At 56.7% G+C, this 15,719-nt stretch carries 12 protein-coding genes, 1 tRNA gene and 1 other RNA gene; 7 read left to right on the top strand and 7 right to left on the bottom strand.

All coding sequences use genetic code 11. From position 1 onward, the window contains the following. The first annotated feature begins 362 nt into the window (after positions 1-362). The 7 genes from putP (at position 363) to AB1748_RS12660 (ending at position 10,158) form a co-directional block, all read left to right on the top strand. Positions 363-1,847 carry a sodium/proline symporter PutP gene (gene putP / locus AB1748_RS12690; protein WP_293771395.1) on the top strand — a complete coding sequence of 495 codons (1,485 nt, stop codon included), beginning with the start codon at positions 363-365 and terminating at the stop codon, positions 1,845-1,847. 190 nt (positions 1,848-2,037) lie between these two features. Next, positions 2,038-2,862 carry an iron uptake transporter permease EfeU gene (gene efeU, locus AB1748_RS12685; RefSeq protein WP_111141951.1) on the top strand — a complete coding sequence of 275 codons (825 nt, stop codon included), beginning with the start codon at positions 2,038-2,040 and terminating at the stop codon, positions 2,860-2,862. A gap of 52 nt (positions 2,863-2,914) precedes the next feature. Further along, positions 2,915-4,030, top strand: a complete 1,116-nt coding sequence (efeO, locus tag AB1748_RS12680) for an iron uptake system protein EfeO (protein ID WP_367395563.1) — start codon at positions 2,915-2,917, stop codon at positions 4,028-4,030. A 2-nt stretch (positions 4,031-4,032) separates the two neighbouring features. After that, positions 4,033-5,310, top strand: a complete 1,278-nt coding sequence (gene efeB / locus AB1748_RS12675) for an iron uptake transporter deferrochelatase/peroxidase subunit (RefSeq protein WP_367395562.1) — start codon at positions 4,033-4,035, stop codon at positions 5,308-5,310. A 569-nt stretch (positions 5,311-5,879) separates the two neighbouring features. Beyond that, positions 5,880-6,668 (top strand): phosphate starvation-inducible protein PhoH, encoded by a 789-nt coding sequence (phoH, locus tag AB1748_RS12670; RefSeq protein WP_293771381.1) that lies wholly within the window; start codon positions 5,880-5,882, stop codon positions 6,666-6,668. Between the two features lie 488 nt (positions 6,669-7,156). Continuing rightward, complete coding sequence (locus AB1748_RS12665) at positions 7,157-9,040, top strand: glucose PTS transporter subunit IIA (RefSeq protein WP_367395561.1); 1,884 nt, start codon at positions 7,157-7,159, stop codon at positions 9,038-9,040. Positions 9,041-9,153: 113 nt separating this feature from the next. Further along, positions 9,154-10,158: a LacI family DNA-binding transcriptional regulator gene (locus tag AB1748_RS12660; RefSeq protein ID WP_293771375.1), complete on the top strand. Its 1,005-nt coding sequence runs from the start codon at positions 9,154-9,156 to the stop codon at positions 10,156-10,158. Positions 10,159-10,239: 81 nt separating this feature from the next. Here AB1748_RS12660 and AB1748_RS12655 read toward each other — a convergent pair. The 7 genes from AB1748_RS12655 to eptA all read right to left on the bottom strand — a co-directional run bounded on the left by AB1748_RS12655 (position 10,240) and on the right by eptA (position 15,565). Continuing rightward, positions 10,240-10,363: non-coding RNA, RtT sRNA (locus AB1748_RS12655), on the bottom strand. Positions 10,364-10,408: 45 nt separating this feature from the next. After that, a tRNA-Ser gene (locus AB1748_RS12650) sits at positions 10,409-10,496 on the bottom strand. Positions 10,497-10,752: 256 nt separating this feature from the next. After that, positions 10,753-11,286 carry a peptide-methionine (S)-S-oxide reductase MsrA gene (msrA, locus tag AB1748_RS12645; protein ID WP_111141576.1) on the bottom strand — a complete coding sequence of 178 codons (534 nt, stop codon included), beginning with the start codon at positions 11,284-11,286 and terminating at the stop codon, positions 10,753-10,755. A 59-nt stretch (positions 11,287-11,345) separates the two neighbouring features. Then, on the bottom strand, positions 11,346-11,912 hold the full coding sequence (locus tag AB1748_RS12640; RefSeq protein WP_199560035.1) for a flavin reductase family protein: 567 nt from the start codon (positions 11,910-11,912) through the stop codon (positions 11,346-11,348). Between the two features lie 289 nt (positions 11,913-12,201). Then, positions 12,202-13,260: a two-component system sensor histidine kinase PmrB gene (pmrB, locus tag AB1748_RS12635; RefSeq protein ID WP_367395560.1), complete on the bottom strand. Its 1,059-nt coding sequence runs from the start codon at positions 13,258-13,260 to the stop codon at positions 12,202-12,204. Next, positions 13,257-13,937, bottom strand: coding sequence for a two-component system response regulator PmrA (gene pmrA, locus AB1748_RS12630; RefSeq protein WP_111141572.1), 681 nt, complete (start codon positions 13,935-13,937; stop codon positions 13,257-13,259). The genes pmrB and pmrA overlap by 4 nt, the downstream gene beginning before the upstream one ends. After that, the gene (gene eptA / locus AB1748_RS12625) at positions 13,937-15,565 is read right to left on the bottom strand and encodes a phosphoethanolamine transferase EptA (RefSeq protein ID WP_111141580.1); all 1,629 of its coding nucleotides are present in this window, start codon (positions 15,563-15,565) and stop codon (positions 13,937-13,939) included. The genes pmrA and eptA overlap by 1 nt, the downstream gene beginning before the upstream one ends. Positions 15,566-15,719: the final 154 nt, after the last annotated feature.

Genomic DNA, 15,719 nt, shown 5'->3' with positions numbered 1-15,719 from the left:
GCCAGTTAACACCCTTTTAACGTGGTCAAATGTTAAATCCGACAATGCGGCATGAATCTTGCTGCAAGATCCTCGCCAGGTTTGCAGGCCCGTAAAACAGCGGGTTCTCGGCAGGTAAAACCCGGGTGCAACCAGATAACTGTGAGCGAGTGCAACCTCTGAGCACGTTTTAACATCTGGTTAGTGAAATCACTGTAACGCCTGTGTTAAATCCATTGTGCGCGCTCCGGCTTTCCGGCAGGATACCGCGCCGCTGGGAAATGAGTGACCCCTGACACAGAAAATCGGCCCGCGCTGCCCCGTTCCGGCAGACGGGCGGCTGGCGATTTCTCTGGGATATCAAATAATAAGTGGAGAGACAGATGAGTGTAAGTACACCAATGCTGGTGACCTTTGTAGTTTACATACTTGGGATGGTGTTAATTGGTTTTGCTGCCTACCGCTCAACCAAAAACTTCGACGATTACATCCTGGGTGGCCGCAGTCTGGGTAGCGTGGTCACGGCACTCTCTGCCGGTGCATCCGATATGAGCGGCTGGCTGCTGATGGGATTGCCTGGTGCCATCTTCATCTCCGGTATCTCAGAAAGCTGGATTGCAATTGGTCTGACGATCGGGGCCTGGCTTAACTGGAAAATTGTTGCGGGTCGTCTGCGGGTGCAGACCGAACATCACAACAACGCGCTGACCCTGCCGGACTTCTTTACCAGCCGCTTTGAGGATCACAGTAAAATTCTGCGGGTCATCTCTGCCATCGTCATTCTGGTGTTTTTCACTATCTACTGTGCCTCGGGCGTGGTCGCTGGTGCGCGTCTGTTTGAGAGCACCTTCGGCATGAGTTATGAGACCGCCCTGTGGGCTGGTGCCGCTGCAACCATTCTCTATACGCTGATTGGCGGTTTCCTGGCGGTGAGCTGGACCGACACCGTGCAGGCCAGCCTGATGATTTTTGCGCTGATCCTGACGCCGGTCTTTGTGATCATCGCGGTCGGCGGCTGGTCAGATTCGATGGCGGTCATTCAGGCGAAGAGCCTGGAAAACCTCGACATGCTGAAGGGCCTGAACTTCGTGGCGGTCATCTCGCTGCTGGGCTGGGGCCTGGGCTACTTTGGTCAGCCGCATATTCTGGCGCGCTTCATGGCGGCCGATTCGCATCGCTCTATCCGCACGGCGCGTCGCATCGGTATGGCGTGGATGGTGCTCTGCCTGGCCGGTGCCGTGGCGGTGGGCTTCTTTGGTATCGCCTACTTTCAGAATAACCCGGCGCTGGCGGCGGGCGTGAACGCCAACGCCGAGCGGGTCTTTATCGAGCTGGCGCGTATCCTCTTCAACCCGTGGATTGCCGGCATTCTGCTCTCCGCGATTCTGGCGGCCGTGATGTCCACCCTGAGCTGTCAGCTGCTGGTCTGCTCCAGTGCGCTGACTGAAGATCTCTACAAAGGCTTCCTGCGTAAGAAGGCGAGTCAGAAAGAGCTGGTGTGGGTAGGGCGTCTGATGGTGCTGCTGGTGGCGCTGATTGCGATTGCACTCGCCTCCAACCCGGAAAACCGGGTCCTGGGCCTGGTAAGCTACGCCTGGGCAGGTTTTGGTGCCGCCTTCGGTCCGGTTGTCCTGTTTGGTGTCTGCTGGAAACGCATGAACCGCAACGGCGCGCTGGCGGGGATGATTGTCGGTGCCCTGACCGTACTGGTGTGGAAACAGTATGGCTGGCTGGGACTGTATGAAATCATTCCGGGCTTCATTTTCGCCAGCATCGCGATTGTTCTTTTCAGCCTGATGGGCCGTGAACCTTCAGCGGCTGCGCAGCAGCGCTTTGCTGCAGCGGAAGCGGAGTATCAGGCGAAATAAGCCAGGCTACAGACTATCAGGCCCGCCCCGCAAAGGGCGGGCCTTTTTATTGCAAAGATAAATCACCCAAAGATGAAATTATCTCCGCCGGTAACTTGTTTTTTTTGTAGCGATAATGATAATCGGTATCGTTTACACTTTACCTGATTTTACTGTTGATTGACGCTGCTTAACATTCAAGAGGTTGGCAATGTTTGTTCCCTTTCTCATCATGCTGCGTGAAGGCATCGAAGCCGCGCTGATTGTCAGCCTCATCGCCAGCTACCTCAAACGCACCCAGCGTACCCAATGGTTTCCGGCCATGTGGGCTGGCGTATTTATCGCCGCCGCGCTCTGCCTGGGCCTGGGGCTGTTCATCAATGCCACCACGGGCGAATTTCCGCAAAAAGAGCAGGAGCTGTTTGAAGGCATCGTGGCGCTGATTGCGGTGGTGATCCTGACCTCTATGGTTTTCTGGATGCGCAGGGTGGCGCGCAACATCCGCGTGGAGCTGGAGCAGGCAGTCGATCAGGCACTGCAGCGTTCAGGTCGTGGCGGGATGGCGCTGGTGCTGATGGTGTTTCTGGCCGTGGCGCGTGAAGGGCTGGAGTCGGTGTTCTTCCTGCTGGCCGCCTTTACACAGGACGTGGGCTATGCGCCGCCGATGGGGGCCGTGCTCGGGCTGGCGACGGCGGTGGTGCTGGGCATGCTGCTCTACTGGGGCGGGATTCGCCTGAACATGGCGCATTTCTTCCGCTGGACCAGCGTTTTCATCCTGTTTGTGGCGGCGGGCCTGGCGGCGGGGGCGATTCGCGCCTTCCACGAGGCCGGGTTGTGGAACCACTTTCAGGAGGTGGCCTTTGATCTCAGCAATACCTTATCGACCCATTCGCTGTTTGGCACCCTGCTGGAAGGGGTACTGGGGTATCAGGAGGCACCCAGCGTCAGTGAAGTGACCCTCTACGTCGTCTACCTGATTCCGGCGCTGATTCTGTTTTTCATGCCTGCGCGACCTGCTGCGTCGGCCACTGTGTAATGCACCATTTAACGGGCGCACCTTGTGCCCGCAACGTGATAGGGAAAGAGAGATGACAATGCGTTTCCGCCGCAAGGCACTGCTACTTCCTCTGCTGGCGATCTCCGCTTCGGCGGCCGCGGCGGTTCCTCAGGTTACCGTAAGCGTCAACGACAGGCAGTGTGAGCCGATGCGCCTGACGGTCAAGGCTGGTAAAACCCAGTTCCTGATTAAGAACAACAGCCAGAAGGCGCTGGAGTGGGAGATCCTGAAAGGGGTACTGGTGGTTGAAGAGCGTGAAAACATCGCGCCGGGCTTCAGTCAGAAGCTGACCGCCACGCTGGAGCCGGGCGAATATGAGATGACCTGCGGCCTGCTGAGCAACCCCAAAGGTAAGCTAATCGTCGAAGCGGGCGAGGGGGCGGCCAAAGGCGTCACCTCGGCGCGTATGCAGCTTGAAGGGCCGATCACCGCCTATAAAGCTTACGTTACCGGGCAGGTCAGCCAGCTGGTGAGCAGCACGCAGGCCTTTACGGATGCGGTGAAAGCGGGTGACACAGAAAAAGCCAGAGCCCTGTTTGCGCCGACCCGCCAGTACTATGAGCGTATTGAGCCAATTGCTGAACTCTTCTCTGACCTCGACGGCAGCATTGATGCCCGCGAGGATGATTATGAGAAGAAAGCCGCCGATCCCAAATTCACCGGTTTCCACCGTCTGGAGAAGGCCCTCTTCGGGGATAACAGCACCCAGGGCATGGCAGACTATGCGGACCAGCTTAATAAAGATGTCAAAGATCTGCAGGTGCGCATCAGCGAACTCGCCTTTCCGCCAGCCAAAGTGGTCGGCGGTGCAGCGGGCCTGATCGAAGAGGTGGCCTCCAGCAAAATTTCCGGTGAGGAAGATCGTTACAGCCGCACCGACCTGTGGGACTTCCAGGCCAACATCGACGGCGCGCAGAAAATTGTTGAACTGCTGCGTCCGCTGATCGGTAAAGAGAACCCGGCGTTGCTGGCGAAAGTGGATGCTAACTTTAAGAAAGTGGATGCGATACTGAGCAAGTACCGCACGGCTAGCGGCTTCGAATCTTACGAGAAACTGACCAGCGCCGACCGTAATGCGCTGAAAGGGCCGATCACCGCGCTGGCGGAAGATCTTTCATTACTTCGTGGCACTCTGGGTCTGGATTAATCATGAGTCGTAAGGAAGATGACGCGCAGCCTGCGCGTCGTCGTTTATTAAAAGGGCTGGGGCTGCTGGGCGGCGCAGCGGCCCTGGGCGGTGGCTGTCCGTTCCACGCCGCCCGCGCTGATAATTTTTCACCGGGCACCGTCACACCGCAGGCACGGCAGCAGAGTCAGCCGTTTTACGGTCAGCATCAGGCGGGCATCACGACGCCGCAGCAGGCCTCAATGATGCTGGTGGCGTTTGACCTGCTCAGCAGCGATAAGGCGGAGCTGGTGCGTCTGTTTCGTCTGCTGACCCAGCGCATCGCCTTTCTGACCCACGGCGGACCGGCACCGGTGGTGAAAAATCCGCAGCTGCCGCCGATGGATTCCGGCATTCTGGGGCCGACGATCGCGCCGGATAACCTGACGATAACCGTTTCTGTGGGTCACTCCCTGTTTGACGAACGTTTCGGGCTGGCCCCGCACAAGCCGGCAAAGCTGCAGCCGATGACGCGCTTTCCTAACGATTCGCTTGATGCCAGCCAGTGTCATGGCGACCTGCTATTGCAGATCTGCGCCAACACCCAGGATACGGTGATCCATGCTCTGCGTGACATCATCAAACACACGCCTGACCTGCTCGGCGTACGCTGGCGGCGTGAAGGCTTTATCTCTGAACATGCTGCGCGCAGTCAGGGGCAGGAGACGCCGATCAACCTGCTGGGTTTCAAAGATGGCACGGCCAACCCCGATACCCGCGATCCGGCGCTGATGAATCAGCTGCTCTGGGTAACGGCCGATCAGCAGGAGCCCGCCTGGGCGCGCGACGGCAGCTATCAGGCTGTGCGATTAATCCGCTTCCATGTGGAAATGTGGGACCGCACCCCGCTGGGTGAGCAGCAGACTATCTTTGGCCGGGAGAAGCTGAGCGGCGCACCGCTGGGAATGCAGCATGAACATGACGTGCCGGATTACGCCCGAGACCCGGACGGCGAGGTGATCGCGCTGGATGCCCACATCCGTCTCGCCAATCCCCGAACGCCGGAGACAGCCAGCAGTCTGATGCTGCGCCGTGGCTACAGTTACTCGGCAGGGATCTCCGCCGCCGGACAACTGGATATGGGCCTGCTGTTTGTCTGCTATCAGCACGATCTGGAGCGCGGCTTTCTCACGGTTCAGCAGCGTCTGAATGGTGAGGCGCTGGAAGAATATATCCGGCCTTTTGGCGGCGGTTATTTTTTTGCGCTGCCCGGCGTCCCCGACGCGAGCCATTATTTAGGGCAGTCGCTGCTGGAAGCCTGATTAAAATATCATCACAACGGGCGTGCCGTTGACCGGCCGCCCGTCATTACCGGTTTATGCGCGTGACGCGGTGAGTTTTTACTGAGATTACACAGATTGTCAGCCACCCCGAAATAAACCAAGACATTGTAATTATTCAGTTTTACATTTTATCGAAAAAGAAATGTTTACCTGCGATTAGCAATTCCTTTGCCAGCAGATAAAATTAGAGTTGCAAAGGCCCAACAAAATGGTGCACTTTATTAAACAGGCGTAATCGGATGTGTTGCTGTATCACACTGGAGTTCGCGCATGGGTCGATTCTTTTCTGGAAAGTCACTGCCGTTAAATAAATTGCGCCTGAACGCGAGGGCAATTCTGCCTCGTAATCTCTCCCTTTCTTCAACCCTTTCTTTTGTTCTGCAACCTGTATTATCCGGTGTTCAGCAACGTCTGTGCGCGGCTGCATACCCATTATCCTGTTCTGTCATGGCTCTGAAGGAAGCCAACTGAAACCTCTAAAGCGTTCACGTAATCGCAACGGGCTACGCGCCTGACGCGGGAAATGAAACCAACTGAAAGGTGCCACTATGGGAAGACAGAAAGCAGTGATCAAAGCACGTCGTGAAGCAAGAAGAGTGCTTCGCAGTGACTCGCGGAGTCACCGTCAGCGTGAAGAAGAGTCGGTCACTTCGCTGGTGCATATGAGTGGACTGGACGCAATCGGCATGGCGCGCGACACGCGTGACCGCTTACCGATTGAGGCCCGTAATGAAGCTCAGGCGCACTATCTTAACGCCATAGAAACCAAGCAGCTGATCTTCGCAACCGGTGAAGCCGGATGCGGTAAAACCTGGATAAGCGCCGCGAAAGCGGCTGAGGCCCTGATTCATAAGCATATCGACAGGATTATTGTTACGCGCCCGGTACTTCAGGCAGATGAGGATTTGGGATTCCTGCCCGGTGATATTTCTGAGAAATTCGCCCCTTATTTCCGTCCGGTCTATGACATTCTGGTTAAACGTCTTGGCGCATCATTTATGCAATATTGTCTGCGTCCGGAAATCGCCAAGGTCGAGATTGCGCCCTTCGCCTATATGCGAGGACGTACTTTTGAAAATGCCGTGGTGATTCTGGATGAGGCGCAGAACGTCACCGCCGCGCAGATGAAAATGTTCCTGACCCGACTGGGCGAAAACGTCACGGTCATCGTTAACGGCGATATTACCCAGTGCGACTTGCCCGCTGGGGTGCCTTCTGGTCTCGCGGACGCGCTGGCGCGTTTTGAAGAGGACGAGATGGTTGGCATTGTCCGCTTCGGCAAAGAGGATTGTGTGCGGTCTGCGCTGTGTCAGCGCACCCTGCACGCGTATAGCTAGCGTTTGATTGAGTAAGAAGTGTAGCGCCCAAACCCGGCTCCGGCCGGGTTTTCTTTTTTTAATCGCAGTAAGTTTTCACGGTCAGAAGCGTCAGGCTGAACGCCGTCAGCGTCAATGAAAAGCGTTCTTTTCGCCGGGCAGCTTCCGGTTTTTACGTGGCCCCTCCAGCCGGGCGTGATGATTTCAGTCCGCCGCTGAAACCGCCTTTAACCCCTTTCTCCCGGATAGCTCAGCGATATTCGTCTCTCACGGCGTTGCTGCTGACGCAGGGAGAGCCGCGTTAACGCGCACAGATCGATCCGATCACAGATCTGCGCTTTACCTGCCATGAAATAGGTGAAGTGACTCCCACATTCTTATGAAACCGGTTGCATGGCTGCTGTTACGGGGTACGGTGAAACCGGTTGCATGGTCATTGTTCCGGATAGCTACAGAGGCAGTCTCGCCTTTTGTTAGACGCAATTACTGAATGAAGAAGGAAAAACTGCATGGCTGTTATCAGGGATTACAACAGGTTAGCCAGTGACATCCTCCGGGAAGTGGGTGGGGAGAAGAATATCGTCAGTTTCAGTCGCTGTGCCACCCGCCTGAGGCTGGTGCTGAATGAAACCCCGACGGAAGCGAAGCAGAAGGTACAGAGTCTGCCGGGCGTGATTGCGGTGGTGGAGAGCGGTGGGCAGTTTCAGGTGGTTATCGGCACACATGTCGCCGATCTCTTTAATGCGATGTCGGGCCTGGTGAAAGAGAGTGGCCCCGCTGACAGCCAGCCGACGAAAACGCGCAGGCTGGATGCAGTGATCGCCACTATGTCGGCAGTCTTCGCTCCTATCGTTTATATCCTGGCGGCGGCAGGGATCCTGCAGGGGCTGCTGATTGTTGTCACGCTGATTGATGCTGATGTCAAAACGACGGGCACCTTCGCTGTGCTCAACTTTATGTCCTGGACCCCGTTCGCTTTTCTGCCGGTCTTTATCGGCATGACGGCAGCCCGGCATTTCAAATGTAATCCCTTTATTGCCGTACTCTGCTGTTGTGCCTTGATCAGTCCGGACTGGGCGACCCTGGCCGGACGGATCGCCGGCGGGGAGAGTATCCGTTTCCTCTTCTTTCCACTCTCCGAAACGGTCTACACCTCGTCGGTTTTACCGCCGCTGTTTCTGGTCTGGGCGCTTTCCCTGTTTGAACGCCGTGTGGAGAAGTGGATACCAGAGGTGGTCAGCCCGCTCTTTACGCCTCTGATCTGTTTTGTGGTTATCGTACCGCTGACGCTGATTGTGATCGGTCCGATTACCACCTGGGCCGCAATGGGTGTCGCGGGTGGTTACAACGCCCTGTTCCAGGCGGCTCCGCCAGTGGCGGCGGCGGTGATTGGTGGGGTGTGGCAGATTATCGTTATTTTTGGGGTTCACTGGGGCATTACGCCCGTCATCATGGCGAACTTCGACACGCAGGGGTATGACTCTTTTCAGGCTTACCAGACGATTGCGGTTATCGGTCAGATGGCCGCCGTATTTGGCGTGTTCCTGAAAACCCGCAACACGCAGTTAAAAGCTACCTCCCTGTCTGCCGGTATTACCGCTGTTTTCGGTATCACCGAACCGGCCATTTATGGCGTGACGCTGCGGTTTAAAAAACCCTTTATTTGTGGCTGCATCGGTGGAGCGATCGGGGCGGTGGTTGCCAGCCTGTTCGGCAGCCTCTACTACGCCTATGCAGCATTGCCGGGCCTGTTTACGCTGGTTAATGCCATCAGCCCTGCGGCGCCCATGTCGTTTATGGGTGAGCTGGCAGGTGCCGGGACCACGATTGTACTGACGATTCTGATGGTGCAGTTTGTAGGTTTTGACGATCCCGTCAATGAGAACGCGATCCCGTCACCAGAGGTCAGAACCCGGACCGCCCCGGACGCCGCATTATCCGGCGGCATGGACATCCTCAGCCCGTTAAAAGGCAACGTTGTTGTGCTGGAGAGCGTGGCGGATGAAACCTTTGCCAGGAAATTCCTGGGCGACGGACTCGCGATTAAGCCTGACGAGGGGAAGGTGGTGGCGCCGTGCAAAGCGACGGTCGCAACACTGCTTCCTTCGCATCATGCCATTGGCTTAGTCTGCGAAAATGGTGCGGAGTTACTGATCCATGTTGGCTTAAATACCGTTGAGCTGCAGGGCGAACATTTTCATCCGTTAGTGAAAGAGGGCGACGTGGTCAGCGCGGGAACGCCACTGCTTGAGTTTGATCAAGCCAGTATCGAACGCCAAGGTTATGACCTGACGACGCCGGTTCTGGTCGTGAACAGCGAGGCATTCACGTTGACGAAGTATCGGTCTCAGGGGGCTGTCAGCACTGGTGTGCCTCTGATGTCGCTGGCATAAACGTCTACACGCCAGGGCGGGATGCGCAGGCTTCAACGGCTGCGCGTCTCCTGGCGCTCTATTCACTGGTTCAGACGGGCCTGATGTGACTCATCCATTGATTGAGGTGTTGAATGGTAACCATACTGGATGTCGCCAGACTGGCCGGCGTGTCCAAAGCGACCGTTTCACGCGCACTGAGCGGCAAAGTCTTTGTGCGGGAAGAGGTGAAAGCCAGAATTTTGCAGGCGGTGGCGGAGACCGGCTATCGGCCCAATCGACTGGCGCGTAATCTGTCCAATAATGCCACCCATTCGATCGGGCTGGTCATTACCAACGCGCTCTACAACGGCCCGTTCTTTTCGGGGATGGTTTATCAGGCGGCCACCCTCAGCGAAAAACACAACCGCCAGCTGGTGCTTGCGGACGGGAAACACAGTGCGCAGGATGAGCGTGGGGCGATTGGATTACTCCTTGAACTGCGCTGCGAAGCCATCATGATCTATCCCAAATATCTGTCGGTCAGCGAACTGGATGAGATTATTGATGAGAACCAGACGCCGATAGTGGTAATCAACCGCGAACTCATCCGAAACCGCAATCGCTGCGTGTTTACTGATCACCGGCGGAGCAGTGAAGAGATGATGGCGCATTTACTGGCGCTGGGACATACCCGGATCGCCTTTGTCACGGGAAGCCCTGGCTCACCGACCGGCGAGCAGCGTTTAGCGGGCTACCGTCATGCGCTGCAGAAGGCGGGCATCAGTCTGGATCCGCAACTGGTGGTGCAGGGTGCCTGGAGTACCGGGAGCGGTTACGCGGCCGGATGTGAGCTGCTGGGGCGGAACGTGGCGTTTACCTGTGTGCTGGCCGCCAATGACGATATGGCGATTGGTCTGGCAAAAGCCTTTCAGGAGGCGGGTAAAAGCGTGCCGGAAGCGATCTCGCTTGCTGGTTTCGATGATGCGGTGATAGGAAAGTACTACACGCCCTCCTTAACGACCATTCATGTTCCAGTAGATGAGATGATCCGTGACGCGATGGAAATTATTTTGCGGCCTGAAGAGAGCATCCTGTTTTCGCATCAGGGGACGCTGGTAAGCCGGGATTCGGTGGCCCGCTGCGCGGAAGCCCCTTAAGCAGACAGACTTCTCACCCCCTCTCGCAGTGCAATATGCAAAAAAAAGCCTGAACTTTCGTTCAGGCTCTTCTTTGGAATGTGGCGGTGAGAGGGGGATGGATTCGCTGCGCTCACCCTGCGGGCAGCGTCGCAAGCTCCGCTGTCCATCGCGTTGCGCTGTCGAACCCCGGCGGAGCTTCTCACCCCCTCTCGCAGTGCAATATGCAAAAAAAAAGCCTGAACTTTCGTTCAGGCTCTTCTTTGGAATGTGGCGGTGAGAGGGGGATTCGAACCCCCGATACGTTGCCGTATACACACTTTCCAGGCGTGCTCCTTCAGCCACTCGGACACCTCACCACATTTACTTCGCTGACCGCGCTGGGTCAACGGGGCGCTACTATAGGGAGTCGGCTGAAAACGGTCAAGCACTATTTTTTTCTTTTGATCTATTCGCTTAAGCTCTGTACGAATCGATTTGCCACACTGCAAAACCGCCGATTTATACGCCTTTCTCTGCCGAAATCTTCAGCGTTACGCGGTCCAGGCCAGCGATAAAGATCGCATGAGGGCGACATCCGCGGCGTAACTGACCGCACGATGTCCCCCCGGTGAATCAGCTTTTTACGCGGTTAGCGAAACTTTTACGCAGTTTCTGCAGCTTGGGCGGGATCACCGCCATGCAGTAGCCGTTGCGCTGGCCTGCACCTTCCCAGTAATCCTGGTGATAGGCTTCGGCAGGATACCACTCTTTCAGCGGCTCAATGGTGGTGACTATCGGCACCTCATGGTCAGCCTGGGCGCGTGCAATGGCGGCGCGTGCTTCCGCTTCCTGTTCGGCATTGGCCGGAAAAATCGCCGAGCGATACTGCGTGCCGATATCGTTACCCTGACGGTTAAGCTGCGTCGGATCATGCGTTACGAAGCTGATATCCAGCAGATCGCCGAAGCTCACTTTCTCCGGGTCAAAGCCAATACGAATCGCTTCGGCATGACCGGTGGCGCCGCTGCAGACCTGCTCATAGGTAGGATTAGGCCGGGCGCCGCCGGTATAGCCACTTTCCACTGACTCAACGCCAATCACATCCTTAAACACGGCTTCGGTGCACCAGAAACAGCCACCTGCGATCACTGCATATTCGATTGCCATAATATTTTACTCCTGTCAGGTCGAAAGAGTTGAATGGGGGCGGGATAACGGGCTTTCAACTAAAACAGCATCTCAGGTTTAAAATCGCCGCTCTTATCCAGCATTTTATCGCCCATCACGCTGAACCGGCCTTCGCCGGTGTAGTGCAGGGTCGCGGGGTACTCCGGCTGTTCAGCGACATGTGCTTTGACAATTTCAAAAACAAACAGGTTATAGCGGTCCACCATCGCGTCGTCATAGAGCTGACATTCGAAGCTGGCAAAACATTCGGCGATCATCGGCGCGTTCACCACCTGGGCCGGTTCCGGCGTCAGGTTAAAGGCGCTGAATTTATCCAGCCGATCGCCGTGGCTGTTGCCGATGGCAACCACTTCATTAATCAGCGAGGCGGAGGGGATATTCAGGACACACTGGCCGCTGTGGCGGATCAGCTCATGGCTGTGATTCACCCCCGCGATCATACAGCCGACGAGGGAGGGCGAAAATTCCAGCACGGTGTGCCAGCCGAGGGTCATGATGTCATGGTGATCCTGATACTGCGAACTGAGCAGCAGCACCGGACCAGGTTCCAGATATTTGCGGGCTTTACTGACCGGAAAAGCATATTTGTGCATGCGCGGGCTCATAGCGTCACTCCGTCAACGGAACGTAGCCATTAAGTGTAGAGCACGCTGCGGATGCAGCAGGCGGGTGGCGGGTTAGACGGACGGTTTACCGCCATTTTCGCGGCAGCATCCTGAGCTTAAGGTTTCCTTAATATGCAGTCGCGATACTGCCTGCTCCAACTGAGGAGGATGCCATGAAAACTGTCTCTGCTGACCTGCCTGTTACCACCCCGCGTCCGGTCAGCGAATATGCTGCACTGCTGATTGCCGCCGCGACGGTCGTTCTGTTTCTCTCGGCCTGGTTCAGCGCCTAAAACCGGACCACGGCCCGACAGCCGCTTTGATCGCGACGGTTCTCCAGGAAAAACTTAAACCGGTGTAACTGGACGATGCGGCTGACGATGCTCAGCCCGAGACCTATCCCGCCATAGCGGCTATCCATCCGGATAAAAGCTTTGCTCAGTTCGCCACTTTTACTCTCATCGATCCCCGGTCCCTGATCTTCCACCACCATCATCGGCTGCGGTGACGCGAGCAGATGCACACTGATGGTGCTGTTCTCCGGGCTGTAGCGATGGGCATTCTCCACCAGATTCCGCAGCAGCATCTTCAGCAGCGTCGCATCACCCCGTACAAAATGCTCCTGCGGCAGATCGAGCAGCAGCGTCTGCTGATGCGCCTCCAGCATGATGCTCAGCTCCGCCTCCATCGGCAGAATCACATCTTCAATCAGCCCCACGTTCTGATAGGTGCCGGAGGTAAATGACTGTCCGGCGCGCGCCAGACTCAGCAGCTGTGACACGCTGTGGGTCATCTGATCCAGTCGCTGAACCAGCGGCTGAACTTTGACATCGCTGTGACGTTCGATTAACTCCAGATGCAGGCGCAGACCGGCCAGCGGGGTGCGTAACTCATGCGCCACATCGGCGGTAAAGAGGCGCTCGCGCTCCAGGCTGCTGTTGAGACGGGCCACCAGCTGATTGATCGCCTGCGTCACCGCATCGATCTCCTGTACCTGGCTGTGGCAGGCCACCGGGTCGAGATTCTCTTCGCTGCGGCTTTCCAGTTCTCTCTGCAGGCGATAAAGCGGCCGGGTGATCCATTTCACCGCCTGATAGCAGAGCAGCAGGGTCAGGGTGATCATCACCAGACTCGGCACCGCCAGGCTGGCCACGGCTTCGCGGACTTCGCGCTCGACGTTACTGTCCATATTGCGCTTCTGCAGATGCGCTTCCACCAGAAACTGAATCTGCTCTTTACTCTCGTGCCAGAGCCAGACCACGCTGATCACCTGGAACACCAGCAGGATCAGGCCAATGGTCAGAATAAGGCGAAAGCGCATACTGCGATGATCGAAACGTCTTATCATGTTGCCTCACGAAGCGCATCCTGCGTGACCAGCGCATAACCAAAGCCGCGCACGGTGCGGATGGCGCTTTTGCCAATCTTGTCGCGCAGATTATGGATATGCACTTCCAGGGTATTGGTCGAAGGCTCAGTTTCCCAGTTGTAGATATCCTGATAGAGAATTTCGCGGTGCACCGGATTGCCGGCCTTGAGCATCAGGCGTGACAGAATCGCGAACTCTTTAGGCGTCAGGTCCAGTAACACATCGCTGAGCGAGATCTGACGATGCGTCATATCCAGCGCCAGTGCGCCCACTCTCACCTGAGTGTCACCCTGATTGACGTTACGACGGATCAGGGCGCGGATCCGCGCCAGCAGTTCATCCAGCGAAAACGGTTTAATCAGATAGTCGTCAGCGCCTGCGTCAAGTCCGGCGATGCGCTCACTGATGGTGTCGCGCGCGGTCAGGATCAGCACCGGCGTCATCTTCTTCTGCCGCCGCAGACGGATCAGGAAATGGAGCCCATCTTCGTCGGGCAGACCCAGATCCAGCACCACCAGACTGTAGAGGCCGCTGGCAAAGTGCGCCTCGGCATCGCGCACCCGCGACACGCCGTCGCAGACATAGCCTTCACCTTCCAGCGCCAGCATCAACCCCTGCAGCAGCAGGGCGTCATCTTCAACAATCAGTATCTTCATTAAGGTTGGCTCCGACACGATGTCAAAATATCATCCGCAGGCACATATTCGTGGGTTGCGGTGCCGGTTAATCCCAGCAGAGTGGAAAACAGATTATCCTGAGAGAAATCGTCTGTCGCGGCCAGTTTGTTCAGACAGCTGCGGTTAACCGCGAAACGTTGCTGATAATCCTGTGACAGCCAGAGCAGCAGCGGGACATGTTTCTGCGTGTCCGGGGCGATAGCGTAGGGCAGGCCATGCAGATAGGCACCATTTTCGCCCAGCGATTCCCCGTGATCAGAAAGATAGACCAGGCTGGTGGTAAAGCGATCCTGATGCGCACGCAGGATGCCGATGGCCTTATCAACAATGTGATCCACGTTTAATATCGTATTGTCATAGGTGTTGATGAGCTGCTGCTGCGAGCAATCCTGAATCTGATTGGTGTCACAGGTCGGGGCAAACTGACGCAGCTGCGGCGGATAGCGATGGCTGTAAGTCGGCCCGTGGCTGCCAATCGTGTGCAGCACAATCACCGCGTTGCCCTTCAGCTGGCTGATGTACGTCTCCAGACCGTGGAACAGGACATCGTCATAGCATTCGCCATCGATACACATGCCGGGCAGATTCAGGCTGGTCATATCCTGATGCGGAACCCGATCGCAGGCGCCTTTACAGCCCCCGTCATTCTCATTCCACAACACGCGGATCCCGGCACGCTGAATCACATCCAGCAGCCCCTCCTGATGGGCGGCCAGCACATCGTCGTAGTGGGCGCGCGGCATGTTGGAGAACATGCAGGGCACCGACACTGCGGTCGCCGTGCCGCAGGAGGTGGTGTGCGGGAAGTAGATCACATCATCTTTCGCCAGCAGAGGGTTGGTCAGCCGCGCATAACCGCCCAGCGAGAAGTTCTGCGCGCGCGAGGTCTCGCCCAGCACCAGAATGGTGAGCTGAGGTTTACCTGTGCTGTGATCGGGCAGCAGATGCGCATCTTCACCGATGCGCACCAGCGGTACGTTCTGCAACTCCTGATGCTTATACCAGGAGAGCGTCGCGGCGATGCTGTTCGACGGACTCAGTGCTTTTACCAGTTCACGGTTGTTGCGGAACAGCGAGGCGTAATCTTTGTAGAAGAGCAGGGCGACCAGCACGATCAGCGCAGCCGAAAGTACCACGCTGAGCAGGCGTACCAGCATCCCGCGCCACTGCTGCCGTTTCACCCGTGGCCAGAACACCAGCAGGGCCATCAGCACGCCAGAGGTCAGCAGCGTAAAAATCAGCTGCGGCGTGATGAGTGCAAAGGTTTCTGACGCCGTGGTATCCATCATATTGGTGATCATCGAGCGATCGATCACGATGTGATAGGTCTGAATAAAGAACTGCGCCGAGGCGGAGACCAGGATAAACAGGGCGGCCAGCAGCCTGTCCAGCCAGAGAAATGAGGCCAGGGTAAGCACGATATTGATGACGCTGAAGGCGACCAGCGGCATCGATAAAAATACCAGCGTGGTGCGAAGGCTATCCAGCGGCATCACCGCCAGCACCTGCCGGTAATAGGCGATGTTCAGACATACTGCGATGTAGATCGCAGCGACGATCAGCAAGCTGAGGCGGCTAATCAGCGGCCTTTTAAGGGTAAACGCCATGTGAGCAGAAACCAGAATAATAAAAGTGTCATGAGAGTGCGCTTTCAATATTAGGAATACCTTAAGAGCCTTAAGGATTGAGCGCGGCCTGCTGGACAGCCCGCTGCACAGAATGAACTCCAGCCATTGGCGGACCGGAACCGGCGGCATCCTC

It is taken from the genome of Pantoea sp. Ep11b, from assembly GCF_040783975.1.
Classification (GTDB): domain Bacteria; phylum Pseudomonadota; class Gammaproteobacteria; order Enterobacterales; family Enterobacteriaceae; genus Pantoea.
The sequence above is the reverse complement of the archived record's forward strand: the minus strand, read 5'-3'. Positions and strand labels throughout refer to the sequence as shown.